Genomic DNA, 25,127 nt, shown 5'->3' with positions numbered 1-25,127 from the left:
ATCGCAAGCCGTTCCTGTTCATCAAAGGAAAATCCAAAATATCAATGCGGTTAGGATGAAACCCACGACCGCACCCATCGCCAACTGGAGAGGAGTGTGCTTCTTCAAAACATAACGGCTCCAAGCTATCGGGGGCAGCAGCAGAATATAGAGGATTCCGAAAGGCCAGAATGCCACTGCCAGCCCCATAGTAGGGCCGATAACACCGCATGAATGGATACTGATCTTCCAAAAAGGCGTGATAAGAAGGATAGCGAATGTCACTACCGCATAGCAGATCATCAAAACTGTGGCCAGCCAAGGCGCCTCCAGGAAGTACAGGAGGACCACCCCTACGGCATATCCGATTACGCCTGCAATTAGCGGGAACAACCTGTCCTCTTTCTTCTCCACGTCGAGTTTATCTGAATTGTTATACTTCTTTGAGAAAAACACGATGTTGACGATGGGGAGTACCACTGCCGCGAATACAGCAGCAACAGAACAAGCTATTCCACTGGTCAGCTCGTCCGAGAATGCGATGCATATTGCTACGAAAGGTATAATGGAGAGAAATGGGGGCTGACCGATCAACGAGAGGAGTTTTGCGACCTTCTCAGTCTTGGGCGATATCGTACCGCTGAACTTACTGGTGGGATCATGCATCGGACTCGCTCCTCACCTTTTCAAGGATCTTCCTGGTCTGTTCATGCGTCTCCTCAGGGGTGCCCGAATTGTCTATAGTTATCCATGAGTCCGTTATGAGCTTCATCCTGCGGCGGGTCTTCTCCAGACTCTCCTCGGTCTCGAAGGTCTCGAGAGCCTCTCCTCTTGCCAGAATCCTATCCAATGCGATCTTGGGTTCCACATCGACGTAGATCTTGACGTCGGGGACCGGAAGTACGAACTCGATAAGCTTGTAAATGGGCTTGCACAGCTTCTCAGGCATATATGCCGCTGCCAGACTGTACCTTACGAAGATGATGTCGTCATACTCCTTGCCGTGCTTCCTTTTGATCCTCAGGGAATGGAGCACATCAAGGATGTAGTAGAGCGTGGAGATCATCACTGCGCCTTTGCCTTCCTTCAATAGGTACTTCGCTGCAGTCCTGCCGAAGGACGTCTCCGAATTGGGGTGCGTGATCTCCAAGACCTTCCTTCCCTCTGATATCAGCTGTTCGCGGATGAAATCGGATGAGGTTGTCTTCCCCGAACCATCCATTCCGTCAACAGCATACCAGGTCATCGGATCAGAGCCCCAGGAGAATCATGACGCCTGTGACGGCCATACAGTTCACTATATTGTCAATCCATCCGGGCGTTACCATCTCCGTGACAGAGACTGTCGCACCGGCTATCACACAGCACGCCCAAATAGGTATACTGGCAGTGAGTTTGATCCCAGTTGGATCTGGAAGGGTGACCGATCCCAGGAACACCACCAGGATGAGAGACACAATCACGGTGGCTGCGAACACACCCAAAGTACCTTCGACGGATTTTCCTTTGATTATGTGATGCTTACCGAACCTCTTACCGATGATGCTTCCGAAACCGTCTCCCCAGGTCATTGCGACAATACCTATGGAAGCGGCAGTCCAGTGCTCGTTGAAACAGAGGGCGACCAAGATAACGATGCTGACCACATACAGGAAGAGGCCCTGCTTATGCCCCTTGTTCTTTGAGATGTCCCCTAAAGTCGATTTCGCGATAACGTTATCCTTCAGCATCGCCAGGAACAGAATTATGGCGAACGGTATCGCGAAAAAAGCTTCCATAACCCAAGCGTTCTCGAACATCCACCATATGAATACGAAGTTTCCAATGCCGATGTGGATTATCTTGCGGATGTCATACTTGTCGCCGGTCTTCTTCTGTGTTATGAGTGCGACGGCGAGAACCACGATGATCAGGGCGTAGACCAGCACCAGGGCAATAACGTCGTTGGTCGTCATCTGGAATATGTCTTCCATCCCCATGTGCCACACACCTGATACTCTTAGATATACTCAAGTTAGAGATAAAGATATGTTCGACATGAGCGACCTGTTCCCGACAAATGGAATTATATCACTTCTGCGATGGAGATGCATGAACAAGTACCTCCGGCTGTTCAGGATGGGCAATGTCCTTATCGGCTCCTTTGCCATTCTGATCGCTGCATTCATGGCTACCGGTACCGCTATGATCGACTATTGGCAGAACCTCATAGTCGGTTTCTTCGTGGTATTCGCGTTCATCGCCGGAGGCAATTCCCTGAACGATTACATCGATGTCGAGATCGACAGAACGGCACATCCTGACAGGCCTGTACCTTCAGGGGAACTGACCGCGATACAGGCCAGAAACATAGGGATCTTCATGCTGGTGCTTTCGGCGCTGCTGTCCCTTATCACAATGGATGTTTCCTGCATCGCGATAGTCATCATCGCAGTCATCCTGATGTTCTCATATGAACTGCTGACCAAGAAGCGCGGATTCATCGGAAACATAACGATAGCCCTGATGACCGGTATGGTCTTCCTTCTGGCAGGAGCTCTTGTGGGCGACTGGACGGCCAACATCGCCGTCGGCGGTATGGCGGCACTCGTGACAGTAGGAAGGGAGATCTCGAAGGATATCGAGGATATGGATTCGGATATAGGCAGAAGGACGCTTCCCATGGCGATCGGTGTGAAGAATGCATCCATCGTCGCTTCGATCTTCTACATTGCGGGCCCTATCCTCAGCTGGTATCCGATCTATCTCCATCCGGAGAACTATCTCTACTACTCTGTGATCCTGGCAGATGTAGCATTCTTCTACTGTGCATACATCGTATTCAAGGACCCTCATGCGGCAGAGAAGAAAGCGAAGATCGGTATGCTCTTCGGACTGCTCGCATTCATCCTAAGCGCCATCTACTTCAGCTTCCTGGCGTGATATGATGAAATTCAAGGCGGACACATCGACACCTAGGCCGATGGAAGTGTGGAATGCCAAGGTGGATTTTGACGGCTCGTCGGGAGCGAAGAACCGTCCAGTTATCGTTTTGGATAAGAAGGGCGAATCATTCATCGTATTCATGGTGACCTCTCATGGCCACCATCCCGAGACCGACATCAAACTTGTGGACCCGTACGAGGTGATGCTGGACAAGACGTCGACCGTGCGTACCGACAGGACATTCAGCGTGTCTCGTCCGAGATTCAACTACAAATTGGGCGACCTCACGGCAGATGACTGCGAGATGGTGCAGATGTTCTATGGCCGGGTAAAGAACGGAAAGCGGATAAAGACGGAATATGTCTGATCAGGAATACAGCCTGATGACCTTTCCCATGTTGATAAGATGGTCGGCTACCCTCTCGGAATCCGACGTCATTGCGAGGAATTCGGAACCGACATCCAATGTGCAGACGCCCTCATTGAGCCTCTTTACATGGTTCTCCGCCATGGATTCAGTGATGATGTCGATGTTCTCTTCGATATCATATGCTGCCTCCAATGCGGCCTCGTTGGTCTCCGTGTAGGCGATCTCGATCTTCTCATAGAGCTGCTCGATCAGCGATTCCATGACCATGGTCTCCTTCAAGGCTACCTCGGAGAAGGTGTTTCCTTGTTCCTTGAGCTTCTGAGCATATTCCATTATATTCTTGGAATAATCCCCGATACGCTCCAAATCAGAAATTGTATGGTAGACTGTGGAGACATAGATCTGATCCCTCTCTGAAAGCTGGTTTTCCGACAGCTTGACCAGGAATCTGGCGATCTCCTTGTTCAGATAATTCAGCTCCTATTCGTTATTGCAGAATTTGTCCATTTCCTCGAAGTCCATGGTACGTATCATGTGGCATGCCGTACGGTAGTTGTCCATGGCAATATGCGACATGTTCACTACCTCCTTCATTACCTGCTGAACGGCCATGGGGGGCGTTCTGAGCATATACTCGTTGATGAAGTAGAGCCTGGGTTTGAACTCCTCTTCCTTCTCCCCTTCCTTCTCGGGAACGATCTTCATGACCAGTTTGATGAGCAATCCGGTCAGCGGGAGCATTATGATCACAGTGATGACGTTGAACACGGTATGGAACATCGCGAGCTGCGTTGAAGGCACATCGGGGAATATGGTCTGGAATATCTCTGCATATTCTATACCGAATATTCCTAAGAACATGTCGGCTACTACGAATAGTGTCACTCCGAACACGTTGAACAATAGATGGATAACCGCGGTACGCTTGGCATTCCTTCCGCCCGAGAATCCTGCCAGGATAGCAACTATACATGAACCGATGTTTGAACCCAGGGTCAGATAAATACCCTGTTCGAGATCAATCAATCCGCTAACGACCATTGTGATCGCCAGAGTGGTCACGACCGATGAACTCTGGACCAAGGCTGTCAAAAGGATACCGATCAGAAGAACGAGGAAGATGTTGTGGATGCTGGAAAGGAATTCTACGACCTCAGGGAGTTTGGCGAAGTCTTCCATGGATGTGGCCATCATCATCAAACCGACGAAGAGAAGACCGAAACCTGCTATAACACCGCCCCAAACCTTGGTTTTCTCTTTTTTGGAGAATGCCATGACGAACGCCCCGATACCTGCCAGAGCGGCGAAGATGACAGAAAGGGATAATGTGTCGTCATTGAACATTCCAATTGCGGCTATCTGAGCGGTTATGGTGGTACCGATGTTGGCACCGTATATGATGGTGGCCGCCAGCGGTAATGTCATGATTCCCGCATTGACGAATCCGATGACCATGACGGTCATCGCTCCGGAACTCTGGATCGCCGCGGTACCTACTGTACCGATACCGACACCGTAAAGTTTGCTCTTAGATGCCTTCGCGAACATCTTCTTGAGTTTGCCGCTGCTAAGGGACTCTAGATTGGAACTGAGCATTATGCATGCGGTGAGGAAGACGCCCACTCCGGCGAGCAAGGTCAGTACTGCTGTCGCGATCAACAAATCGTCCAAAAACAATCCTCCAGGGTGATTCTTCGTTCCTCTACAGAAAGTCGTATCGATTAAGCATTAAAATGATTTCCGCAAATGGTTGAATCTATCGGTTGTCTGATAGTCGACTCAACTGACGACAACACCGTTATAATGGTTGTATCATTCAACCGTATATGGATATCATAGGTTTCGTCAAAAAAGATTACCTACTCGTGATATCCGCGTTTTTAGCGTTGATCTCGCTGTTCCTGGTCCCCTTCGACACGGTGATGTCGTACAAGTACGACAGGATTCTGGAAACGATCTGCACACTGCTCCTCTTTCTCTTGATCGTAGCGGGATTGAGGGAATGCAACGCATTGAACAAGATGGCCCAGCTTGCACTATCAAACATCAAGACCACAAGGGCGCTATGCCTGGTCCTGATCCTTTTACCCTTCTTCTGCGCCATGCTTTTCTCCAACGATGTCTCCCTGCTGACATTCGTTCCGCTGGCGATCGCCATCCTCGGGATGGCTGATATGAAGAGGATGATGATCGTTGTGGTCGTCCTGCAGACAGTGGCAGCAAACGTCGGCAGCTACCTCACACCCTTCGGCAATCCCCATAACCTTTACATCTTCAACCTGCACGATCTGTACGATTTCGATCTTTGGGAATACGAGATGAAACTAATCCCGATAGTGGCGATAGGCGCGATAGCACTCCTGATCATGACCATGCTGATCAAGAACATGCCGCTGGACTCGAGGATACAGAACAACGATGAGATCAAGGACAAAAGGGTAGTGTTCGTATTGATCGCACTTTTCACCCTGGCGATAATAACGGTCATCGACCTGATACCTTTCTACATCACGCTAATCATCTTCATTGTCGCCTTCCTGATCATGATGCCAAAGATATTCGTGAAGGTGAACTACAGCATACTGTTCATCTTCTTCTTCCTGTTCATATTCGCGAACGGACTCACGAATATGGAGAGCGTTCACAGCCTGATCAGCGACCTGATGGCCTGGGACCCTATGCTCACAACGGTGCTGACATCCCAATTCACCAGCAACGTGCCTTCCACCATCCTTCTGCAGCCTTTCACATCGGATTGGGGTGCGGTACTCGTAGGTGCGGACATAGGAGGTTTCGGTACCCCCATAGCCTCGATGGCCAGCATCATTTCTTTGAAATTCTATCTTCAGGAAGAGGATTCATCGATACTGTCGTATCTGAAAATCTTCCTCCTCGTAAACATTGTGATGCTGGCGGTATTGATACCGACCTACTACCTGTTCAATTGAGATTCATCTCTTCGGTTTGTAGGCTTTGAGGTATTTCAGAACCTCTTCGTCCTTATCGGTCCACTCAGGGGTGTATCCGCCCTTGATGTACTCGTTGTACCAATCCTCGCACTGCTTCATGTACTCTGTCATGTCCAGTTTCGGAACAACGATGACCTTCGTGTTGTCAGGTGTCGGCACCCACTGCTTGGGACGGTCGTAATCCTTCTCCTCGAGAAAACCGACAAGGAAGACTATCCTGTCAAGATTGGAGAGTTCGGCATACAGTGATGCCTGGAGCATGTATGTCATGGGGATGTTCGTGAAACCCCCGTTCTCATCCCTCCACTTATCCATGTCGTGAGAGGTCTTGATCTCCAGGATCGTATCTCTGACCCCGTCGACTTGGATATAGCCGTCCACGAGTCCTCCGAAGACCTTGTTGTCATGGAAATGGTCATACCCGCACTTCTCTTTGGCAACAGGTTCCTCCACGCCTACCTTCTGGCCTTCAGAGAGCCCGAGGCATTCCTTCAAAATGGTCGGCCTGGCCGCAAGATATTCCCTCAGGACCGGTTCCAGGATGTTCCCAGCATCGATGTACTTGTTGGGCTTGTCCCCGGGATATAATCCGGCAAGTTCGCATGCGACCTTGAAAGGAGTGGAGAATTCGCTCATGCCGAGGATCGGCCCGACCTTGGTCCCTGTTATCTTCTTGAACCTGTAGATATCGAAAATGACCGTTTTCTCTTCCTCGTCGATCTCGACGATGCTTGCCCTTCCATCGAACGCCATGAGAGATGATTTCCCAACAGGTTTATGATGCTATGCCTGTCCCGTCAAACCCTGCCGTTATGAATGTCCTCATACAGGCGGATGGTGTCCACCATCTCCTGTTCGGTAAGCTCCCCCTTGACGAACATCGTGTCGAACCACACGTCGTCTGAAAGGACCCTGATCCCGGTCTCCTTGCATCCGTTGCGGAGATAGTAGTTCTGCCTCCTCACCCTGAGATCGTAGTCAGGGGCCTCGGGATCCTTGATCTCCGTAACCAGGAAGATGCGCTTGTCCGGATACATGTAGCGCATCTCATCCAATATCTGGCTGCCGAATCCCTTACCTCTGAGTTCAGGCTTGGTGGCGAAATAGACGAGGAACATCTTATCGCCGTCGATGAATGAAAAAGTGAAGCCGATGAACCTCCAGGATTCATTGAACACGTTGAGGACCGCCCCTTTCTCCATGGCCCTTTTGAGATTGGCCGCGGGGATCTTCTCCTCTTTCGAGAAGGAATAATCATACAATGCATAGACCTCTGGAGACAATCTGCTTATTGGCGAACCTATCATTACCATATTACAACCCCAATTCTCTGAATAATTCCTCGCGTTCCTGCTTAGTGATGTTTCTGTAACGCCCCTCTTTCAGTTTACCGAGCTCGATGTTCATCACCCTGATACGCTCGAGCCTGACCACGTCGTAACCGAAGTACTCGCACATACGACGTATCTGCCTGTTAAGACCTTGCTTCAGGATTATCCTGAACTCGCATTCTCCGGTCATCTCGACGAAGCACTTCTTCGTTATCCTGTCCTCCAGGATGGGTACCCCATTGGACATCCCCTTGATGAAAGCTTTGGTTACCGGTTTGTCCACGGTCACGATGTATTCCTTCTCATGCTCCCCCCTGGAGCGCATGATCTGATTGGCCAGCTCACCGTTGTTGGTCATGAGCAAAAGACCTTGTGAATCCTTGTCCAGCCTTCCGACGGAGTATATCCTCTTGGGATAGCCGATGAAATCGATGACGTTGTCCTTGTCGTCAGGGTTGGAGGTGCAGGTAATCCCGCGGGGCTTGTTGAACGCCAGGATGATGTCCTCTTCCTCTATGGTGATGTTCTTTCCGTCCACTGCGACGATGTCGTCCTCGTACACCCTGTCGCCCACCACAGCGGGCTTCCCGTTTATGGTCACCCTGCCTTCCTCGATGAGCCTGTCGGCAGCTCTGCGGGAGGCCACGCCGGCCTCACTGATGTATTTGTTGAGACGCGTTCCCTCAGACAAAGGATCAGTCCCTTGCCGTAGCTTCTGCCGACTGTATGCACTTGGTCAACACGGAATAGGCGTTGATCATGTCGCTCTCCGCAACAATGAATATCGTATCGGTATGGCAGCTGACGGTCTCCTCGATGTTGATTCCCGCATCCGAGAGGTTGGTGATCAGATAGGCTATGACTCCGCTTGTGTCCACGATGAGCTCGGGGGACTTCACGGCGATCTCAACGAGATTCTCCCTGATCTTGATGATGTTGAACCTTCCTACGGTGTCGGTGATCCTGTCCTTGAGCATCCTGTCGGCGATGATGGTCACAGCCGAGGCGGACTGGACGCACTGCATGATGGAATTCTCGTTCCAGAGGTCCTTGAACAGATTGTCCATCTTGTGGAGAACGGACCAATCGTTCTTCGCAGTGACGATACAGGTCTTCGTTCTCATCTCCAGCCTGCTGTCCTTCAGGACCTTGAGGATGTTGAGCTCGTGATCCGTGGTGACATTGAGCTTCGATGCATACCTGCGGCATGCGATCATCACAGCCTCCTCATTATCTACATCAATATCCTTCATGATCATCCTGGCCAGGGACGAATAGTTGATCAGTCCCTTGGCCACGCAATCCTTGACACTGGGATGCGCATCGATGTAGATCCTTGTCTTCTCTGCGAGACTTTCCTTCATCTCGTTCTTTGCCATGCAGGTCATAATGACGAACGGAATAATAAAGTCTATTCTCGAACAAATAAGTCGGTATTAAAACAACTTGTCTTCTCGACAGATTATCAGCATAATATTGCTAGAACAAGGATAAGCAATATAGGTAGGATGATATCTCCTACCTGATGCCCAGGGTATTCCGCATGGTATTCATCTCCATTCTGGAGAACGAGCCCGATCAGCTCCAGAGCACCGCCGAGAAGCTCGGAGAGGACCTGGGTTTGGATGTGGAATTCTACGGGATCTACGCCGATGATGCCGACGAGGATGTTCTGGTCTACCATGACCTCATTCAGCGCACACAACAGGCCGATTTCATCTACGTCAGAGGGATGGGGGACCTCTATCGTTTCAAGAAATGGGACCGCTACGAGGATGTTCTGAAGAATGTGAAGGGGTTCCCTGCAGTATTCTCCGGAAATCCGGAGATGAATCTTCTGGCCAGACCTCTATTCAAAGGAACGGACGAGGAATATCGTGAACTGTATTCCTATGTGAAGGACAGATGTCCCGAAAATGACAGAGGGATCATATGGTGGGCCATGTACAGGCTTGGATTCTGCGATAGATTCCCTGATCCTCCGATCGTCCACAGACCTCATGGGATCTACCATCGCGGCATGGATACGGAAATCTCCAAAGAGGATTATCTCAAGACTCTGGATCCAAAGAAGATGACGTTAGGCCTCGTATTCCCCACTAACAATTGGATATACGGCACCACGGAGCATATCGACGCCATAACTGACGAGATCGAGAGACAGGGCATGAACGTCATCCCCATATTCTGCTCCAGTTTCAACAAGGATCTGACGAATGAGGTGGATTCCGTTCTGCGCAACTACATGACCGAGAACGGAAAACCGTTGGTATCATGCATAATATCTGTTTCAAGATTGGCCATAGACGGACATGGGCACGACAGATGTCTCGACGAATGGAACTTCTACCGCAACGAGCTGAACGTTCCCCTTGTGTTCGGAATCTCCGTCCAAGGGGCATATCACGACTTCGAGGACGATAAGATCGGTCTATCCAAAAAGGACATGCAGATGAACGTCATCTATCCTGAGCTGGAAGGGTGCATCGTCAGCGTACCGGTAGCCTACAAGTCCAAAACTGACGGAACCGCCCGCTACCATCCGATACCGGAGAGGATCGGTCATCTTGTGAAATTGGCCAAGAACTGGGGCGCCCTCCATTCCAAACCCGTATCCGAAAGGAGGGTCGCCATCCTCATGTGGCAGAACCGCCCCGATTCCGGGAACATAGGCGGGGCCGCGGGACTCGACACCCCGGAGAGTGTCGCTAACATCCTGAAGACCTTGGAGGCCGAGGGATACACCGTCGATAACGTACCTGCGGACGGAAGGGCTCTGATCGATGAGATACTGAACGGAGTCACGAACGATCTAGACAACCTGTCATCACAAGCTCTCAGAGAGAAGGCCGTGGACCTGATACCGGACAAGGAATACAAAGGTCAGTTCATACGCATCCCTGAATGGGATCAGAAGGAGATGATCGATGCCTGGGGAGAGCCCCCGGGATCGATATGCGTCGACAGACATGACATCATCGTCCCAGGTATCATCAAAGGCAACGTGTTCGTGGGATACCAGCCGCTCAGAGGATGGGCCGACAAGATGGAGCAGAACATCCACGACCCAATCCTGTTCGCACAGCACCAGTATCTTGCATACTACCGTTGGCTGAAGGAGACGTTCAGGACCGACATAATCTTCCATATGGGGACACACGGGACCATCGAATGGCTCCCCGGGAAGAACGTCGGATTATCTGCAAAATGCGATCCGGACGTTGTTCTGGACTGCATCCCTAACATCTACCCCTACATTATAGACGACCCCGGAGAGGGAATACAGTGCAAGCGCAGGATCGAATCCGTACTGATCGGCCATATGCCTCCTACGATGGCCCGTGCGGATTCCTATCCCGAGCTAGACGAGGTAAACGTCCAACTGCAGGACCTGCTGAGGCTGAAGGGCACCCCGAACGCCCAGAGGAAGGCGCAGGCAGTCGCCAATGTGTACGAGACAGCGAAGAGGAACAATCTTCTGAAGGACATCGGGATAACAGATGAGAACGACCCCGGTCCAGAAGGTTTCGAGGAATACATTATCCCGCTTCACGAATACATATCGGAGGTGAAGGATGCACTGATCAGATCAGACCTCCACATCCTCGGAAAGGTACCCGAAGGGCACCATTTCGACGAGGCACTCTATTCATTGATGCGCCTAGACAACGGAGACATCAGATCCCTCAGGGATGCCTTCGCAGAGAATCAGGGAGTCGATATGTAGAAGGCCCTGGAGGATCCTGCTGGCGTATGTTCTACGGGAGAGTTCAACTCCGTTGCCGTCGATAGGATCGACGGGGAGCTCATGGACCTCCTAGAATGGATGCGGGAGGACGGATACGACCTCGAGCGCACGTTATCGCACATCGGGAAAGCGACCGATGAACTGAAAAGGAGCTTGGAATACGCCTGCGGAACGCTTGTACCCAACATCAAGAGGATGACTGATGAGATCTCGCATATGGCCGACGGCCTCAGAGGGGAGCATATCGTGCCCGGACCTTCCGGTGCACCTACACGCGGAAGCGCAGGTATCCTTCCGATGGGAAGGAATTTCTTCTCGCTGGATCCGGACATAGTCCCTACCCGCACCGCTTGGGAGATAGGTAAACGTATGGCGGACCAGATGGTCCAGCGCTATGTGGATCAGAAAGGGGAATACCCCAGAGAGATCGGTATGGTCATCTGGGCGACGGACATAATGAAAACCGGAGGGGATGACGTCGCCTATATCCTGTAGCTACTGGGAGTAAAGCCCATATGGGCACGCACAGGCGGACAGGTGGTGGACTTGGAAGTAGTTCCCCTTTCGGAGCTTGGAAGACCTAGACTGGACGTATCCGTGAGCATTACGGGATTGTTCAGGGACACCTTCCCGAACCTCATCGATCTCATCGACAGGGCGGTGAATCTGGTGGCCGGTCTGGACGAGAAGGATGAGGACAATGCCTTGGCCGCCAATCTGAGGAAGGATGTGGTCGAGGGCATATTATCCGGACTGTCTCCAGATGAGGCTCGCAGGCGCAACGCGGTAAGGATATTCGGTGCCCCTCCCGGAGGATACGGTACCGGAGTTAACATGGCGATTGAGAACAGCACTTGGGATAGCGTCCAGGACCTTGCGAACGTGTATCTTGATTGGTGCAGCAACGGTTATTCCCAAGGCCACTACGGGGAAAAGCTCAAAGATGAGTTCATGAGACGCTTCAGCAGCGTGTCCATCACTGTCAAGAACATGCCTGACAGGGAGATTGACCTTCTGGACTGCGACGATGTCTACGAATATCTCGGAGGCATGAACGCATTCGTGAGGGCCTATGGCAAGAACAAGGATTTCATGTCGTTCATGGGCGACGATTCGGACCCCAAGAGGTCCAAGCTCAGGGACACTCAGCAGGAACTGCGTTACGTGTTCAGGAGCAAGATCCTGAATCCCAAATTCATCGACGGACTAAAGGAGCACGGATACCGCGGCGCCGGCGAGATGGCGAACCTCACGGAATTCACCATGGCTTGGGATGCCACATCGGACATAGGCGAAGACTGGATGTACGAGGGCATTGCGGATAAGTATCTCTTCGACAAGAGCACGCAGGAATGGATGATGGATGTCAACCCGTATGCGATGATGAACATCCTCAACCGTTTGGAAGAGGCCATAGAACGCGGATTGTGGGATGCAAAAGACGATTATAGACAGAAATTGAAGGACCTTTACCTCGATGTTGAAGAGAGAATAGAGGAAGTTACAGATAGGAATCAGTAAAGTGATAAAATGGAAACAAAACAGACAATGATTATCGTGATAGCTGCTGTGGCTGTCGTCGCATGTGTGGCCGCTGCAGTTATAATGATGAACGGGAACAATTCGGACGATCCTGTAGATCCTGTATTCCCAGACCTGAATGAGAACGTGATCCTAGTCTATTTCTCCGCAACGGAAGTGACCGATGGTGTTGCTAAAAAGATTCAAGACTATCTTGGATGCGATATTTACCGTATTGAACCCGTTATCCCGTATACAAAAGAAGACCTTAACCGTGATGACCCTAATAGCCGTGTTAGCAAAGAAAACGCTGACCCCAATTTCAGACCAGCGATAGCTGGCAATAAAATCGATTTATCAAGGTACTCGACAGTAATTCTAGGATTTCCGATATGGTACCATAAAGAACCTAAAATAATCGATTCTTTCTTGGACATTTATGATCTGAGCGGTCTTAATATCGCACCATTTTGTACATCTTGGAGCGCCGGAATTGCAGGTGCTTTAAACAGAATTACAACTGCTGAACCAAATGCACACATGGAAAAAAGTGCCTCATTCCCAAGCGGATTTTCAGAACAAGAAATCTACACTTGGTTAGACTCTGTCGGCTTTGTCCCTAAAAACTGAGGTGGGGGGAAACCCCCCGCCAATTAATGGTTTTAGAATGCTTTTGCGAACTTAATGAGTTCCTTCTCGAAATCCTCAACAGTGATGAAGGCTTCTCCTTCCTTTGCTTTGGACTTCTCATTGATAGAAATGTTGTAGTACATACTGAACTCGTCCTTAGAGGACTGGTTGATGACTACAATGTTCTTTCCGTCGAGAAGAACCATCGAGAACTGACTGTACTGCTGTTTGGTAGCATCATCAGTCTTGTGATATGCTGCATAGAGGACATAAATCTGGTCTGCTCCGTAATCAGAAGCTTTGACAGATTTGAGAGTTGTGTTATCCGGTATGGTGGTAATGTCAATGTTCTTAGTTCCATTCAGAACTGTAACATAATCGCCAGCCATTCCGAGTTTGTCGAGTTTGTTCAAGATTGTGTTTCCTGCTGTGCTTCCATTCTTAGAGTTGTATGGCGCATCCGCAACACTGATGTATTTCTCAAACTCTTGTGCTGCTTTCTCCTTTGATTCGCAGGTGACAATCTTGATGTTCATGCTTCTGGTTCCAGAAAGGTCTTCGCCTTTCCAGTTCTTCTGGGTAGCAACATAATTCATTTCTGCTTCAGTTGCAGATCCGCCTGTTGCGATAGTGAAATCTCCGAATTCACCATCATAGTCTTTTACGAATTTCTGAGCCAATTCCTGAGCGTTGTACTCTTTGGAATTGTTGTTCATCAGAACAACCGCTGCAACGATAGCCACAATCGCGACAACCGCCACTACGGCGATGATAGTCATTGTCTTCTTTTCCATGATATCAACTGGATGAAGTATCCATCTGATTAATCATGAATATAGTACTTAATCATTCACCATTGTACGTTAAATATAGGTGGATATAGAATCCGATTACCTCATCTCATTGACGGCATAAGTGTCCGAGGGCAAACTATGCTCCGTATTATCGAAATCATCATCGAGCATGATCAAATGAGGCCTGCCGTGGCTCTCGATCACTTCTGAATCGACATCGTAGACCGCTTTGATGTTCTCCTTGGTGATAACCTGGCTGGGGGTTCCGATGGCATAAATCGAACCGCCGTGGAGCATGATCATCGTGTCTGAATACTTCGCAGCTATGTTCAGGTCGTGACTTATCATGATCACTAGGATGTCCTTCTCCTGAGAAAGACCTCTCAGTATACGAGTTACCTCCATCTGATGCTTTATATCGAGATTGGAAGTGGGTTCGTCCAGAAGCAGGATCTCAGGCTCCTGAACAAGACCTCTGGCAAGCATGACCTTCTGATGCTGTCCTGCCGACAGTTCATTGAAATTCCTCATGGCCAGATCTTCAATATCCAGAAGTCTGAGCGTATCATAAACTATGTCTAGATCCTTATCAAGAGACTTGTACGTAGCGTGAGGGTGACGACCCATTAAGACCGTATCGACGACAGACAATGGGAAAGTATCATTAGCGGAATAAGGAACATAACCTACTTTTTTAGCCAGGTCCTTCAATGAAACATCATTTACATTGTCCCCGTCAATCATAACGGTTCCTTTGTTTGGAGAAAGAATCCTGTTGATGCAGTGTATCAAAGTAGATTTACCGACTCCGTTGGGCCCGATTATGGATAATAGCTGGGGCCCGTTAGCATCCAATGTGATATCCTTGAGGACAGGGACACTGGAGTATCCGAATTCAATTCCGTCGATAATTAACCTCATTCTAACACCTCAATTCCACGCGCTCTTCCTGCGCATCTTGACCAGTATGAATATGAAAAGCGGACAACCTATGACCGCACTGACCACTCCCACGGGCAGACCGTATTCTCCTGAAACCCTGGCGATGCAATTGGCCAACAGAAGGAACAATCCTCCGAAAACTGCGGAAGCGGGAAGAAGATGTTTTGATTCGGATCCCACGAAAAGCCTAGCGATGTGAGGTCCCACAAGTCCTACGAATCCGATCGTACCTGTGAAACTGACGACTGCTGCTGTCATCAGCGAAACCAGTGTTGTCTCGACCAGCAGAGTCCTGTTAGGATCCACACCCATAGAGTGTGCCGAATTTGCTCCAGCCATCATGACGTTGATGCGTCTGTAATGATACATGATTATGATCCCGCAAACGAGACTGATTGCGAGAGGGATGGGGATTGTATCCCATTCCGTCAGAGTTAGGGTACCTACCCTCCAGGAATAGATCTCGGCCAGAGTCTCTTCTGAAGAGGTAATCATTATGAGCTGGACGATGGCTGAAAAGATGTACATCATCGCTATTCCGATAAGTATCACTTTGGTCGCAGTAACCTTACGTTTTGTCGAAACCATCAAAATGACTGTGACCGGTATCAGCGAGAATAGGAATGCCATAACAATGGTCACCCATTTATCGCTGAAGAACGGCATAATTGATTCTCCAAGGATGATGGCAAGAGATGCGCCCAGCAAAGCTCCGGACGATACTCCCATCGTATAAGGGTCGGCAAGAGGATTCCTGAGCATAGACTGCATCACAGCTCCGCCCAAGGCAAGCACAGCGCCTACAATGACCGCAAATACCGAAATCGGGAGCCTGGTATTGATGACGATATCGTCCTCATAGGGATTGGTGATGTTCCCCGTTAAATGCTCTATCAGCACCCTATAGCAATCTGCGAAACTGATGTCGTAAAGACCTATTGAGAGTGAGAACACCAAGGCCACCAACGTAGCCACCGCGCACAGGATAATGAAAAGCCATTTCTTTTGGACTGCACGCTTGTAGTCCTCCTTTCCCATCAGAATACCTCCCTTTCAGATCTGCGCCTGATGATAAGGTACAGAAATACGGGAGCTCCGATGAAAGACATTACGACTCCCAGAGGGATGTTGCCGAATGTCATCAGCATGCGCGATATCAGATCGGCTACCACGAGAATCGTCGAACCCATTATTATCGATCCTGGAACGACGAATCTGTTATCCCCTCCCACCAGGAAACGTGTGATATGAGGAGCGACAAGACCGATGAAACCTATGACTCCTGTGAACGAGATGATAGATGCGATCAAAACAGATGTCAGAATAATGCAAAGCATCCTGAACTGAACAACGTCCAGTCCCAGACTCTTTGCGCTCTTCTCACCCAATGCCATTATGTTAAGCTTGTTCGATGATATCTGTACGAGTACTGCCGAGGCTATACACATCACAATCATCAAAGGCATATCTGACCAGGAAGCGTTAGTAACGCTGCCCACTTGCCATATGTATGCATCCTGAAGACTCTCTGCACTCGACGTCATCATAATCAAAGTGACCATCGAATTGAAGAAGAACGTCAACGCCGTTCCTATCAAAATAATCGTTGAGGGAGAATTGCCCACATATCTGATCATCAGAATGATTATAACGGCGGGAATCAGCGACCCTATGAAAGCGTTTATCACTATTCCTGCACCAGCAACTATGGTGGAGTATGAATAGCCCATAATGATTGCAACGACTGCACCCAAACAAGCTCCCGAAGAGATACCGGTCGTGTATGCATCGGCCAAAGGATTCTCCATCATACTCTGCATGACGGTACCGGCCAAGGCCAATCCCGCTCCGGCCACGAGGGCCATTATTACACCGGGCATGACATTGTTGAAGATATAGTAATCCGCCCACCAGTCTGGACTCCTTACGGGGTACGTAACGCCTGTGATATGGTCCCAAATTACTTGCGCTGTTTTTCCGAATTCATAACCTGTCCCGACAGAACATGACACAATAGTCGTTACTAACAGTATAGCAAAACATACCACCAAGAACGTGATTTTTCTTGAAATGGAAGAGCGATATTCTTCCTTCCTGGCTTCGTTGATATCTTCGACCATTGGATGTCACATCCAGAGCCTTTTGAATATTTATGAATAACCTTTTTCACATCTTCCGATGGACGATACTTCCGACTTTTATATTATTAGAGACTAACCAAACTCAATTGATAGCATGAAATCCAATGTCACAACAATTGGAATCGCGTTAGTCGCGGTAATAGTGATCGTTGGCGCAGCCATTTTTGTCCTGAACAGCAATAATTCAGGCGGCGGAGGCGATATCGTCAAAGGAAGCCTTCCCGTTTTCGGGAATGCCAACGACGACGATGTCGTTGACGATCAAGATATAGAACTGATCAATTCGATGATCACAGAAAAAACTCCGATCTCGGTACATCCCTTCGCAGATGCCAACAGAGATGGAATCCTTGATTCTGAAGATATCTCTATAGTGGAGAAACTGATCAAGGGGGAGAAAACCGAAGTCACCTTTGTAGACCAGTACGACCTGATCAAATCCAATTTCCATTACGTAACGGTGGACTATCCCCTGAGGGATATTGTAACCCAAAATGCAGACATGCTTTTGATGACCATGCTCATCGACGCAGATGACCAGGTCGCAGGTTTTGTCGCCAACATCGACAACTACCCCAATGAATTCTATAAAGCGACCCACAACGGTGTCAGCAAACAGGTCGGATCCACGGCCAGATTCATTGCAGCTGCCGACTGGGAAGGGATAAAGAACCTCGATGTCGAACTGCAAGAAAAAGGGAGCAAGATAGGCGCAATAATTGTGATGAGCGATGCCGCCCTCGGTGAGTACAAGGATGATATCGAAGCTGCAGGAATACCGATAATCTACCTGAGATGCACAGACCCTGTTTACTCGATTGAGGCTGCAGAGCTTCTGGGATTCCTGCTGGGCCCCGATTATGCTAAGAAGGCCGTGGCATTCTCCGATGACTGCCGTACAACTATAGCAAATGTCCAGAAGAAAGTATCCAAACTCTCGGATAGCGAAAGAAAACACTTCATTTCGCTTACCATGAAGATCTATGTTGCCGAGAACCAGTCACAGTACACAAACATGGGTATCCAGGCAGGAGGTATCGAAGAGAGCGGATTGGAAGGCACATCCTCACAGAAGCTGCAGGATGTTGAAGCTATCACAAAGTACAATGACAAGATCGATTGCATGCTCAACTGTTCAACACAGGATTGCGCGTGGGTAAACCCTGTCGACTTATGGGAATTGACTGATATGAGATTCCTGGAGATGAGCACCCACTTCAAAGACATGGTGTGGATCAACATGTCCATGCCCGTTCCGTGCAGAGTCATGTATGCAGCTGCGATTTTCTATCCAGATATAGTCTCAAGAGCAGATGCGGACAGCTATCTCCAGAATACCGTTGACAGATACATGTCATATCTGGACAAAACAGTTAGTGATGGAGATTTTGACATCAAAGAAGATATGTTCACTATCATCACCTACAAGGATTACGAGGATTCCAAGGATCCCGATCCAGGAGAGAAGGTCATCTCTGACATCAATTCTCTGAATGTCGTAAAACACTTCCTCAATGAGATGGACCTTTCCGATTATCAGGGCGTACCGTATACTACTAGCGGTGACGACCAGCATGCACAGGCCCTGCCCACATCCGGCAAATACTACTTGGATGTAAAACTGTACAAGAACCCTGTACCGGAATTCCAGAAAAAGAAAGCGGAATATGAGGATAAGATCGGTAAACAGTCCTCCATGGGAGGCACATACATCGAAATCGATCTGCCGACCGGACTTACTGATGGAATCGGCTATTATGTCAACACAGAGAACGAGGACAGTATCGGTTCCATGTTCTATGTCGGATACATCAAGGAATGTCTGATTGAAATCCATCTCGGTAAGAAACCGCTTCTGACCGATGATGATCTTGAGAACATAGTTGATGCCCTGTGGGGAACTGACGGCGAAAAGTCTGCTTTGGAGATTGCCAAGAAATTCGATCTCAGCCTCCTCAACAACATGAAGTTCTCGCCTTACTCGATAACAGAGGACAGCACAGCCGAATTCGCTAAAATCCAATGCAGCAAGAATGACGATGGAAAAGACTATTACATCACCTTTGACAACAGATCCGATGCCCTCATCGGCTATATGGCCGCCAAACAAGAATACATCGATAAGATCGGTCAAGACTACATGGGCGGAATCGCAATGGCTGTTGAGAAGAATAACCTGGAAGATGGATACGGATTCTATGCTCAAGCCGTCAGACAAGGTGGCTTCTGGATGCTCAAATTCGTCGGATATCAGGACGGATGCTTCGCAACAGTCTACCTGAGAAGCGACAGCACCGCATTCGATGATACCAACACCACCGAAATAGTGAACGCCATTGCTAAAGCAATATCTTCAGTGAGTTAAGGTGATTGAGTGCAGAAGAACATAGTCATAATCTCTGTAGTGGCAATCGTAGCGATAGCTGCAGGCGGTGCAATCCTTTTCCTGGGATCTGGCAGCAGCAATTACGAGAATCTTAAAATGACCAACCTTCCGGTCTATGGTAACGCCAACGAGGATTACACCATAGACCAGAAAGATGTGGATCTCATCAACCAACTGATCGGGACGAAGGTATCCGAGCACCCATTTGCAGACGCAGACGGGGATGGAGCCATAACCGCAACGGATGCGGAAATTGTAAAGAAGCTCATCAACGGTGAAAAAACAAAGGTGCGTTTCATAGACCAATATGTCTATGATGTCGGAAAAACGAACATCGTCGAGGTCAACTATCCTCTGGAGAATGTCATAACTATCAACCCCGATATGCTCCAGCTCACATTCATGTTCGATGGTGATGAGAAAGTCATCGGATACATAGCCAACAGAGACTCGTACGGAGTGACATTCTACAAGGCTGACAACAACGGTTTCACCAGATGCCTGGGAACATCCCCCAGGATGATAACTCAGGTCGAATGGGAAGCGATAAAGGACCTTGATTCAGAACTTTATAAGAAAGGAGAGGGTATCGGTGCAATTCTGGCCTACAACGATGCAGCTTTGTCTGATTACAAGGATGACATCGAAACCACAGGTATACCTGTCATCTACATCAGATGTACGGACCCTGTGCACTCAATTGATGCCACCATGCTTCTGGGATTCCTCTTAGGCCCAGATTACTCCAAGAAAGCACTGAATTATGCCAACGACAGTCGTAAAGCCATAGTAGACTTGAATGACAAACTTGAGAAACTCGGCGATGATGAACGCACCAAATTCATCGCACTGTGCATGTGGAAATATATCTCCCAGCATGATTCCCAATATACCAAGATGGGACTTCAGGCAGGAGGAATCGATGTGGCCAATCTACCTGGAAATGGATCCAATCCATTGAACGATGTGGAGGCAATAACGATCTACAACGATAAGATCGACTACATCATGAATTGTCGTACATGCGACTGTATCAACGTGGACCCGATCAAACTGTGGGAAGACAGCAGAATAGACATTTTGAAGAAATCCAGCGAATTCGAGAACATGTTCTATCTGAATCTGTCAATACCCACACCGTGTAGGGTAATGTATGTTGCAGCAATGTTCTACCCAGATATCGTCTCCATGAGTGAAGCACATAACTACTTCCAAACAATGGTGGACAAGTATCTGAACTATCTGAACAGCACTGTTCCGGACCAAGACTTCAACGTAGTTCAGGACATGACGACAATCTGTACCTACCAGAACTACATGGATGCGAAAGGCGGGTCCGGAGATGACGATATAGAGTCGGACATCGATGTCATCGGACTGGCTGAAAGATTCTGGGATCTGATGAAGGATGATCTCAATTCCAACCCCGATCCGATGATTGATTATTCCTACACACCGTACAAGTTGTCAGAGGATAACAACTCCCAGGTGGCTAAAGTTGTATCTGATGGTGAGACATACTTCATCAAATACTCTCTGGAAAAGGATCCTATAGCCAAGTTTAACGAGTTGAAAGCCACATATGAGGCCAAAATCGGTACAGAGGCAAGAACCACAGGAATCTGCCAAGAAATTCCATTCTCCAATGCTCTCACTGAAGGATTCGGTTATTATGTCAATTCCAACCCCGATGCCCAATATGTACTTGGAAGCATGAAATACGTCGGATACATCGATGAGTGCCTTGTCGACCTCCAGATTGTCAAAAGGCCGAACTTGACGCTGGATGACATCGAGAAACTGATCTATTCAGCCTATCCTCCCATCTCTGATGTGGATGCAAAAGCCTGGGCGAATTCTGTCAACACCTCTATGCTTGACAAATATGCGGGCGCACCTTACACAATGCTGCTTGGGGCTGACGAGGAGTTCGCCAGCATTAAGGCGGCAGACAGCGGATCGGGTGACCGTCATATCAACTTCAGCTCAAAGAAAGACGCATACACTAACTTCGCAATTCAGAAATCGACGTTTGAAGAGAAGGTGGCAGGATACGAAGGCACTGATACGAAATGTTACGTCATGGATATTGCAGGCTTTGACGAAGCATACGGATATCTGTCTGACCGTCACAGAGACGGTGCGTTTATGGCATGGATGATCTACTACGTAGGAATGAAGGACGGATGCTACGTCGACATATGCCTAAGGATCGATGATCCCAACTATACCGTAGACGAAGCAAACAATATCGTGAAAGCGATATTGAACTCACAACCGTGAAACTCAGGGGGAAACCCCTGTTCTTTCCATTCAAGTAGAATAACTTATGACTTTAGATATTCAATTCTTCCCCAATTAACTAATAACTCCAACTGATACACACCTCTAATGATTTGGATAGCGTTGAGTCTCATAGTCGGGGCGATAATGCTCTACTTCGGTTCTGAATGGCTGGTGCGCGGAGGCAAAGGTCTGGCCCTCCGCCTCGGCATAACACCGTTCGTCATAGGACTCACCGTACTCGCCTTCGGTTCATCAGCACCCGAGGCCATAACTTCGATTGTCAGTTCGGATACTCCGGACCTGATCATCGGAAACGTCGTGGGAAGCAACATCGCCAATATCGGATTGGCAATCGGAATCGCAGCCCTGGCCGGACCGATGGTCGCCAAATACAGCGGCATGAAGATCGAGATCATCGCAATGCTGGTCGCATCCGTAGGGCTTTTCATTCTGGGATTCTTCCACTACATCAACTGGATCGAGGGAATCGTACTTATCGCCCTTCTGTTCGTGTTCCTGTTCTTCGTCTTCAAGAAGAAAGGGAACGATGAGGAAGGCAAGGAAGCGTATGAAGAGGATGTCACTCCTGATACGCTCAGCACCCCTCTTCTGGTAGGTCTGGTCATCCTCGGTCTTGTCGTGCTCTATTTCGGGGCCCGCTTCTTCATCGACGGAGCGAAGGACCTTGCAGTGCTGATCGGCGTACCCGATCTCATCATCGGACTGATCGTCGTCGCTATAGGAACATCCCTTCCGGAACTCTGCATCAGCGTTCTAGCCGCTTACCGCGGAGAAGCCGATATGGCTGTCGCGAACATCGTCGGGAGCAACATCTTCAACATCCTGTTCGTGCTTGGAATCGGATCGGTCCTCGTGGATGTACCCGTATCCGATTCGATGCTGATGTTCCACCTGCCTATGATGATTCTCCTCAGCGTCGTGATGTTCCTTATGGTGCGTTTCAGGAACAAGATCGATAGGAAATCAGGAATAGTGCTGGTAGCTATCTATGCGGCATACATTGCGGTTATCGCTATGGTCCCCGATTTGATGCTATGAATTGAAAAGAACCGCACGGTCTCCCGTGCGGAATGAGTTTCAAACGGACAGTGCTTCCTTCAGGATCTTGGTGAAAGTGTCCTTCTGCTCGTCGTTGATGATGAGAGGAGGTATCAGACGCACTGTGTTGCCGTGGCAGACATTCACCAGCACGCCGGATGCGCGGCATACCTTCTGGACCATTGTAGCGGTCTCATTGGTATCCATCTCGATACCGATGATGAGTCCGTATCCGCGGACCTGCTTGATCTTGTCCGATCCGATTGCCATGAGGTCGGTCATCCATCTCTCGCCGACATCGCGGGCGTTCTCCACCAGTTTCTCGTTCTTCATGATGTCCAACACTGCGCATCCCGAAGCGGTGACGAGGGGATTTCCTCCGAATGTCGTACCGTGTGTTCCGGGCGTCATGACCTTGGAGATCTCCTCTGTCGAGGTGACTGCCCCGATAGGTGCTCCTCCTCCCAAGGCCTTCGCCATTGTGATTATATCGGGAGTCACATCGAAATTCTGAATACCGAACCACTTTCCTGTACGTCCGATTCCTGTCTGGACCTCATCCACGATCATCAGAGTGCCGTTGTCGGTACACAGGTCGCGAACGGTCTTGAAGAACTCCTGCGACGCTGTTCTGACTCCGCCCTCTCCCTGGATTGGTTCGACGATGAGTGCAGCGACATCCTTGTTCATCATCTTCTTGACGGACTCGCAGTCCCCGTACTCATAGTACTGGTATGCGGAGCTGATGAGGGGCTCGAACGATGCCTGATATTTGGTCTGTCCTGTTGCCCCCAGTGCCGCAGAGGTTCTTCCGTGGAAACCGTTCAGAGCGGCCATGACCTTGGAACGTCCGGTGTATCTGACTGCTAGCTTCAGTGCACCCTCGTTGGCCTCTGCTCCGCTGTTGACGAACAGGGTGCGGTTCAGATCACCAGGTGTTATAGTCGCGATCTTCTCCGCCAATCTCGCCTGCTCCTCGACGTAGTATAGGTTTGAAACATGAATCAGTTTGGCAACCTGCTCCTGCATGGCCTTCACCCACTCGGGGTGGGAGTAACCGATGGAGTTGACAGCGATTCCAGCCACCAAGTCCAGATACTTCTTTCCCTCGGTGTCATACAGATAGCAGCCCTCACCGTGTGTAAACGACAGCTCGATACGGCCGTAGTTCTGGAAGAGGTACTGTGTACTGAGTTCCTTTACTTCTTCGAAATTCATTTGATTCATCTCACTATGATTGTTCCGTGGAGGCTACCCTCCTTCATCACATCCGCCACGATGCATTCCGGATCGGTTCCGTTCACCATACGGACCTCGCTCACTCCTGCGAGTATCGCTTTGCGGCAGGCATCCACCTTGGGGATCATACCTCCGGAAATCACTCCCTTCTCGATCAGATCGTCGATGTCCTTCAGCGTCACCTTGTCCAGCTTGGAACCGGGGTCGTTCACGTCCATGAGTATCCCGGGGACATCCGTTATCGCGATCATCTCCTTGCATGGAACCGCTGCGGCGATTCCCGCCACCATCGTGTCGGCGTTCACATTCAGTTTCTTTCCGTCCTTGTCCTTACCAATAGGATAGATCACGGGGACTATTTCATTCTCCAGAAGGTCCAGCAGGACATTCGGGTCGCATTCGGACACTTCACCCACGAGTCCGACGTCAACCGTGATCTCCTTGCCGTCCTCGACGACCTTCACGGGAGCCTTCCTCACGCAGAGGGTGCAATGGTATCCGGGCATGCCTATGGCCTTCACACCGGCCTCCGTCAGGCATCCCACCACATCATTGTTCAGATTGGAGAGCACCTTCTCGGCAACCTCCAGACCGTCAGCGTCCGTTACCCTTATCCCTGCTACCTTCTTCGGTTTCAGCCCCCTCCTTTCCATCTCCTCCGAGATCTCAGGGCCTCCGCCGTGGACCAGGATGACCTTGGCGCCCTGCGACATCATCTGTGATATCTCCTTAGCCAGGCGCATCATCGCCTCCTTTCCGCGGATGGCGTTGCCTCCGAACTTCAGGACATACAGGTTATCCATGATA

Annotated in this window: 22 protein-coding genes and 1 pseudogene; 8 read left to right on the top strand and 15 right to left on the bottom strand. The window is 49.5% G+C overall.

Annotated features, from left to right (window positions below; translation table 11 throughout):
* Positions 1–21 precede the first annotated feature (21 nt).
* The 3 genes from E7Z62_04140 to E7Z62_04130 are packed head-to-tail and all read right to left on the bottom strand — an operon-like array spanning position 22 to position 1,958.
* Positions 22–645 carry a hypothetical protein gene (locus E7Z62_04140; GenBank protein MBE6522302.1) on the bottom strand — a complete coding sequence of 208 codons (624 nt, stop codon included), beginning with the start codon at positions 643–645 and terminating at the stop codon, positions 22–24.
* A complete protein-coding gene (locus E7Z62_04135) occupies positions 638–1,225 on the bottom strand; it encodes a thymidylate kinase (protein MBE6522301.1) in 588 nt (195 codons plus the stop codon). The genes E7Z62_04140 and E7Z62_04135 overlap by 8 nt, the downstream gene beginning before the upstream one ends.
* A 4-nt stretch (positions 1,226–1,229) precedes the next feature.
* Positions 1,230–1,958: a hypothetical protein gene (locus tag E7Z62_04130; protein MBE6522300.1), complete on the bottom strand. Its 729-nt coding sequence runs from the start codon at positions 1,956–1,958 to the stop codon at positions 1,230–1,232.
* A 112-nt stretch (positions 1,959–2,070) separates the two neighbouring features.
* Here E7Z62_04130 and E7Z62_04125 point away from each other — a divergent pair, with 112 nt between their 5' ends.
* Both E7Z62_04125 and E7Z62_04120 read left to right on the top strand, forming a co-directional pair.
* Complete coding sequence (locus E7Z62_04125; protein MBE6522299.1) at positions 2,071–2,901, top strand: 4-hydroxybenzoate polyprenyltransferase; 831 nt, start codon at positions 2,071–2,073, stop codon at positions 2,899–2,901.
* 1 nt (position 2,902) lies between these two features.
* Entirely contained in the window at positions 2,903–3,271 is a 369-nt protein-coding gene (locus E7Z62_04120) for a type II toxin-antitoxin system PemK/MazF family toxin (GenBank protein ID MBE6522298.1), read from the top strand.
* Here E7Z62_04120 and E7Z62_04115 read toward each other — a convergent pair whose 3' ends face one another.
* Together E7Z62_04115 and E7Z62_04110 are read right to left on the bottom strand one after the other, a co-directional pair.
* Positions 3,272–3,640: a Na/Pi cotransporter family protein gene (locus tag E7Z62_04115; protein ID MBE6522297.1), complete on the bottom strand. Its 369-nt coding sequence runs from the start codon at positions 3,638–3,640 to the stop codon at positions 3,272–3,274. It lies immediately after the preceding gene.
* A 114-nt stretch (positions 3,641–3,754) separates the two neighbouring features.
* Positions 3,755–4,945 (bottom strand): Na/Pi cotransporter family protein, encoded by a 1,191-nt coding sequence (locus E7Z62_04110; GenBank protein MBE6522296.1) that lies wholly within the window; start codon positions 4,943–4,945, stop codon positions 3,755–3,757.
* Between the two features lie 155 nt (positions 4,946–5,100).
* On the opposite strand from E7Z62_04110, the gene E7Z62_04105 reads away from it, so the two are divergent.
* Complete coding sequence (locus tag E7Z62_04105) at positions 5,101–6,222, top strand: hypothetical protein (protein ID MBE6522295.1); 1,122 nt, start codon at positions 5,101–5,103, stop codon at positions 6,220–6,222.
* Positions 6,223–6,225: 3 nt separating this feature from the next.
* Here the strand turns inward: E7Z62_04105 and E7Z62_04100 are convergent, their stop codons facing one another.
* Genes E7Z62_04100 through E7Z62_04085 form a run of 4 tightly spaced genes read right to left on the bottom strand, consistent with a single transcriptional unit; the run spans position 6,226 to position 8,962 of the window.
* Positions 6,226–6,996: a recombinase gene (locus tag E7Z62_04100; protein ID MBE6522294.1), complete on the bottom strand. Its 771-nt coding sequence runs from the start codon at positions 6,994–6,996 to the stop codon at positions 6,226–6,228.
* A gap of 44 nt (positions 6,997–7,040) precedes the next feature.
* Complete coding sequence (locus E7Z62_04095; protein MBE6522293.1) at positions 7,041–7,556, bottom strand: GNAT family N-acetyltransferase; 516 nt, start codon at positions 7,554–7,556, stop codon at positions 7,041–7,043.
* A gap of 1 nt (position 7,557) precedes the next feature.
* On the bottom strand, positions 7,558–8,265 hold the full coding sequence (locus tag E7Z62_04090) for a pseudouridine synthase (protein ID MBE6522292.1): 708 nt from the start codon (positions 8,263–8,265) through the stop codon (positions 7,558–7,560).
* A gap of 4 nt (positions 8,266–8,269) precedes the next feature.
* Positions 8,270–8,962: an ACT domain-containing protein gene (locus E7Z62_04085; GenBank protein ID MBE6522291.1), complete on the bottom strand. Its 693-nt coding sequence runs from the start codon at positions 8,960–8,962 to the stop codon at positions 8,270–8,272.
* Positions 8,963–9,117: 155 nt separating this feature from the next.
* Between E7Z62_04085 and cobN the strand changes: the two are divergent.
* Both cobN and E7Z62_04075 read left to right on the top strand, forming a co-directional pair.
* A pseudogene (gene cobN, locus E7Z62_04080) lies at positions 9,118–12,843 on the top strand (cobaltochelatase subunit CobN).
* 9 nt (positions 12,844–12,852) lie between these two features.
* Entirely contained in the window at positions 12,853–13,473 is a 621-nt protein-coding gene (locus tag E7Z62_04075) for a flavodoxin (GenBank protein MBE6522290.1), read from the top strand.
* 32 nt (positions 13,474–13,505) lie between these two features.
* Here the strand turns inward: E7Z62_04075 and E7Z62_04070 are convergent, their stop codons facing one another.
* The 4 genes from E7Z62_04070 to E7Z62_04055 form a co-directional block, all read right to left on the bottom strand.
* A complete protein-coding gene (locus E7Z62_04070; GenBank protein MBE6522289.1) occupies positions 13,506–14,267 on the bottom strand; it encodes a hypothetical protein in 762 nt (253 codons plus the stop codon).
* 96 nt (positions 14,268–14,363) lie between these two features.
* On the bottom strand, positions 14,364–15,188 hold the full coding sequence (locus tag E7Z62_04065; protein ID MBE6522288.1) for an ABC transporter ATP-binding protein: 825 nt from the start codon (positions 15,186–15,188) through the stop codon (positions 14,364–14,366).
* A gap of 9 nt (positions 15,189–15,197) precedes the next feature.
* Positions 15,198–16,247 carry an iron ABC transporter permease gene (locus E7Z62_04060; protein ID MBE6522287.1) on the bottom strand — a complete coding sequence of 350 codons (1,050 nt, stop codon included), beginning with the start codon at positions 16,245–16,247 and terminating at the stop codon, positions 15,198–15,200.
* Positions 16,247–17,329: an iron ABC transporter permease gene (locus E7Z62_04055; protein MBE6522286.1), complete on the bottom strand. Its 1,083-nt coding sequence runs from the start codon at positions 17,327–17,329 to the stop codon at positions 16,247–16,249. Before E7Z62_04055 ends, E7Z62_04060 begins: the two co-directional genes overlap by 1 nt.
* 115 nt (positions 17,330–17,444) lie before the next feature.
* Between E7Z62_04055 and E7Z62_04050 the strand changes: the two genes are divergently transcribed.
* The 3 genes from E7Z62_04050 (at position 17,445) to E7Z62_04040 (ending at position 23,081) form a co-directional block, all read left to right on the top strand.
* A complete protein-coding gene (locus E7Z62_04050) occupies positions 17,445–19,715 on the top strand; it encodes a hypothetical protein (GenBank protein ID MBE6522285.1) in 2,271 nt (756 codons plus the stop codon).
* A gap of 9 nt (positions 19,716–19,724) precedes the next feature.
* A complete protein-coding gene (locus tag E7Z62_04045) occupies positions 19,725–22,019 on the top strand; it encodes a hypothetical protein (GenBank protein MBE6522284.1) in 2,295 nt (764 codons plus the stop codon).
* Positions 22,020–22,127: 108 nt separating this feature from the next.
* Positions 22,128–23,081, top strand: coding sequence for a calcium/sodium antiporter (locus E7Z62_04040; protein MBE6522283.1), 954 nt, complete (start codon positions 22,128–22,130; stop codon positions 23,079–23,081).
* 39 nt (positions 23,082–23,120) lie between these two features.
* On the opposite strand, the gene E7Z62_04035 is transcribed toward E7Z62_04040, so the two are convergent.
* A complete protein-coding gene (locus E7Z62_04035; GenBank protein ID MBE6522282.1) occupies positions 23,121–24,299 on the bottom strand; it encodes an acetylornithine transaminase in 1,179 nt (392 codons plus the stop codon).
* Positions 24,300–24,304: 5 nt separating this feature from the next.
* Positions 24,305–25,123, bottom strand: a complete 819-nt coding sequence (gene argB, locus E7Z62_04030) for an acetylglutamate kinase (GenBank protein MBE6522281.1) — start codon at positions 25,121–25,123, stop codon at positions 24,305–24,307.
* Positions 25,124–25,127 lie beyond the last annotated feature (4 nt).

The sequence above is a fragment of the Thermoplasmata archaeon genome, from assembly GCA_015063285.1.
In the GTDB taxonomy this organism is placed as follows: domain Archaea; phylum Thermoplasmatota; class Thermoplasmata; order Methanomassiliicoccales; family Methanomethylophilaceae; genus Methanoprimaticola.
The sequence above is the reverse complement of the archived record's forward strand: the minus strand, read 5'-3'. Positions and strand labels throughout refer to the sequence as shown.

Excerpts from the sequence above, each read along its gene's own strand:
- E7Z62_04085 (MBE6522291.1), bottom strand. The coding sequence starts at position 8,962 with ATGACCTGCATGGCAAAGAACGAGATGAAGGAAAGTCTCGCAGAGAAG.
- E7Z62_04135 (MBE6522301.1), bottom strand. The coding sequence starts at position 1,225 with ATGACCTGGTATGCTGTTGACGGAATGGATGGTTCGGGGAAGACAACC.
- E7Z62_04050 (MBE6522285.1), top strand. The coding sequence starts at position 17,445 with ATGAAATCCAATGTCACAACAATTGGAATCGCGTTAGTCGCGGTAATA.
- E7Z62_04055 (MBE6522286.1), bottom strand. The coding sequence starts at position 17,329 with ATGGTCGAAGATATCAACGAAGCCAGGAAGGAAGAATATCGCTCTTCC.
- E7Z62_04060 (MBE6522287.1), bottom strand. The coding sequence starts at position 16,247 with ATGGGAAAGGAGGACTACAAGCGTGCAGTCCAAAAGAAATGGCTTTTC.
- E7Z62_04040 (MBE6522283.1), top strand. The coding sequence starts at position 22,128 with ATGATTTGGATAGCGTTGAGTCTCATAGTCGGGGCGATAATGCTCTAC.
- E7Z62_04105 (MBE6522295.1), top strand. The coding sequence starts at position 5,101 with ATGGATATCATAGGTTTCGTCAAAAAAGATTACCTACTCGTGATATCC.
- E7Z62_04140 (MBE6522302.1), bottom strand. The coding sequence starts at position 645 with ATGCATGATCCCACCAGTAAGTTCAGCGGTACGATATCGCCCAAGACT.
- E7Z62_04035 (MBE6522282.1), bottom strand. The coding sequence starts at position 24,299 with ATGAATTTCGAAGAAGTAAAGGAACTCAGTACACAGTACCTCTTCCAG.
- E7Z62_04070 (MBE6522289.1), bottom strand. The coding sequence starts at position 14,267 with ATGGAAAAGAAGACAATGACTATCATCGCCGTAGTGGCGGTTGTCGCG.
- E7Z62_04095 (MBE6522293.1), bottom strand. The coding sequence starts at position 7,556 with ATGGTAATGATAGGTTCGCCAATAAGCAGATTGTCTCCAGAGGTCTAT.
- argB (MBE6522281.1), bottom strand. The coding sequence starts at position 25,123 with ATGGATAACCTGTATGTCCTGAAGTTCGGAGGCAACGCCATCCGCGGA.
- E7Z62_04130 (MBE6522300.1), bottom strand. The coding sequence starts at position 1,958 with ATGGGGATGGAAGACATATTCCAGATGACGACCAACGACGTTATTGCC.
- E7Z62_04075 (MBE6522290.1), top strand. The coding sequence starts at position 12,853 with ATGGAAACAAAACAGACAATGATTATCGTGATAGCTGCTGTGGCTGTC.
- E7Z62_04125 (MBE6522299.1), top strand. The coding sequence starts at position 2,071 with ATGAACAAGTACCTCCGGCTGTTCAGGATGGGCAATGTCCTTATCGGC.
- E7Z62_04100 (MBE6522294.1), bottom strand. The coding sequence starts at position 6,996 with ATGGCGTTCGATGGAAGGGCAAGCATCGTCGAGATCGACGAGGAAGAG.
- E7Z62_04120 (MBE6522298.1), top strand. The coding sequence starts at position 2,903 with ATGATGAAATTCAAGGCGGACACATCGACACCTAGGCCGATGGAAGTG.
- E7Z62_04065 (MBE6522288.1), bottom strand. The coding sequence starts at position 15,188 with ATGAGGTTAATTATCGACGGAATTGAATTCGGATACTCCAGTGTCCCT.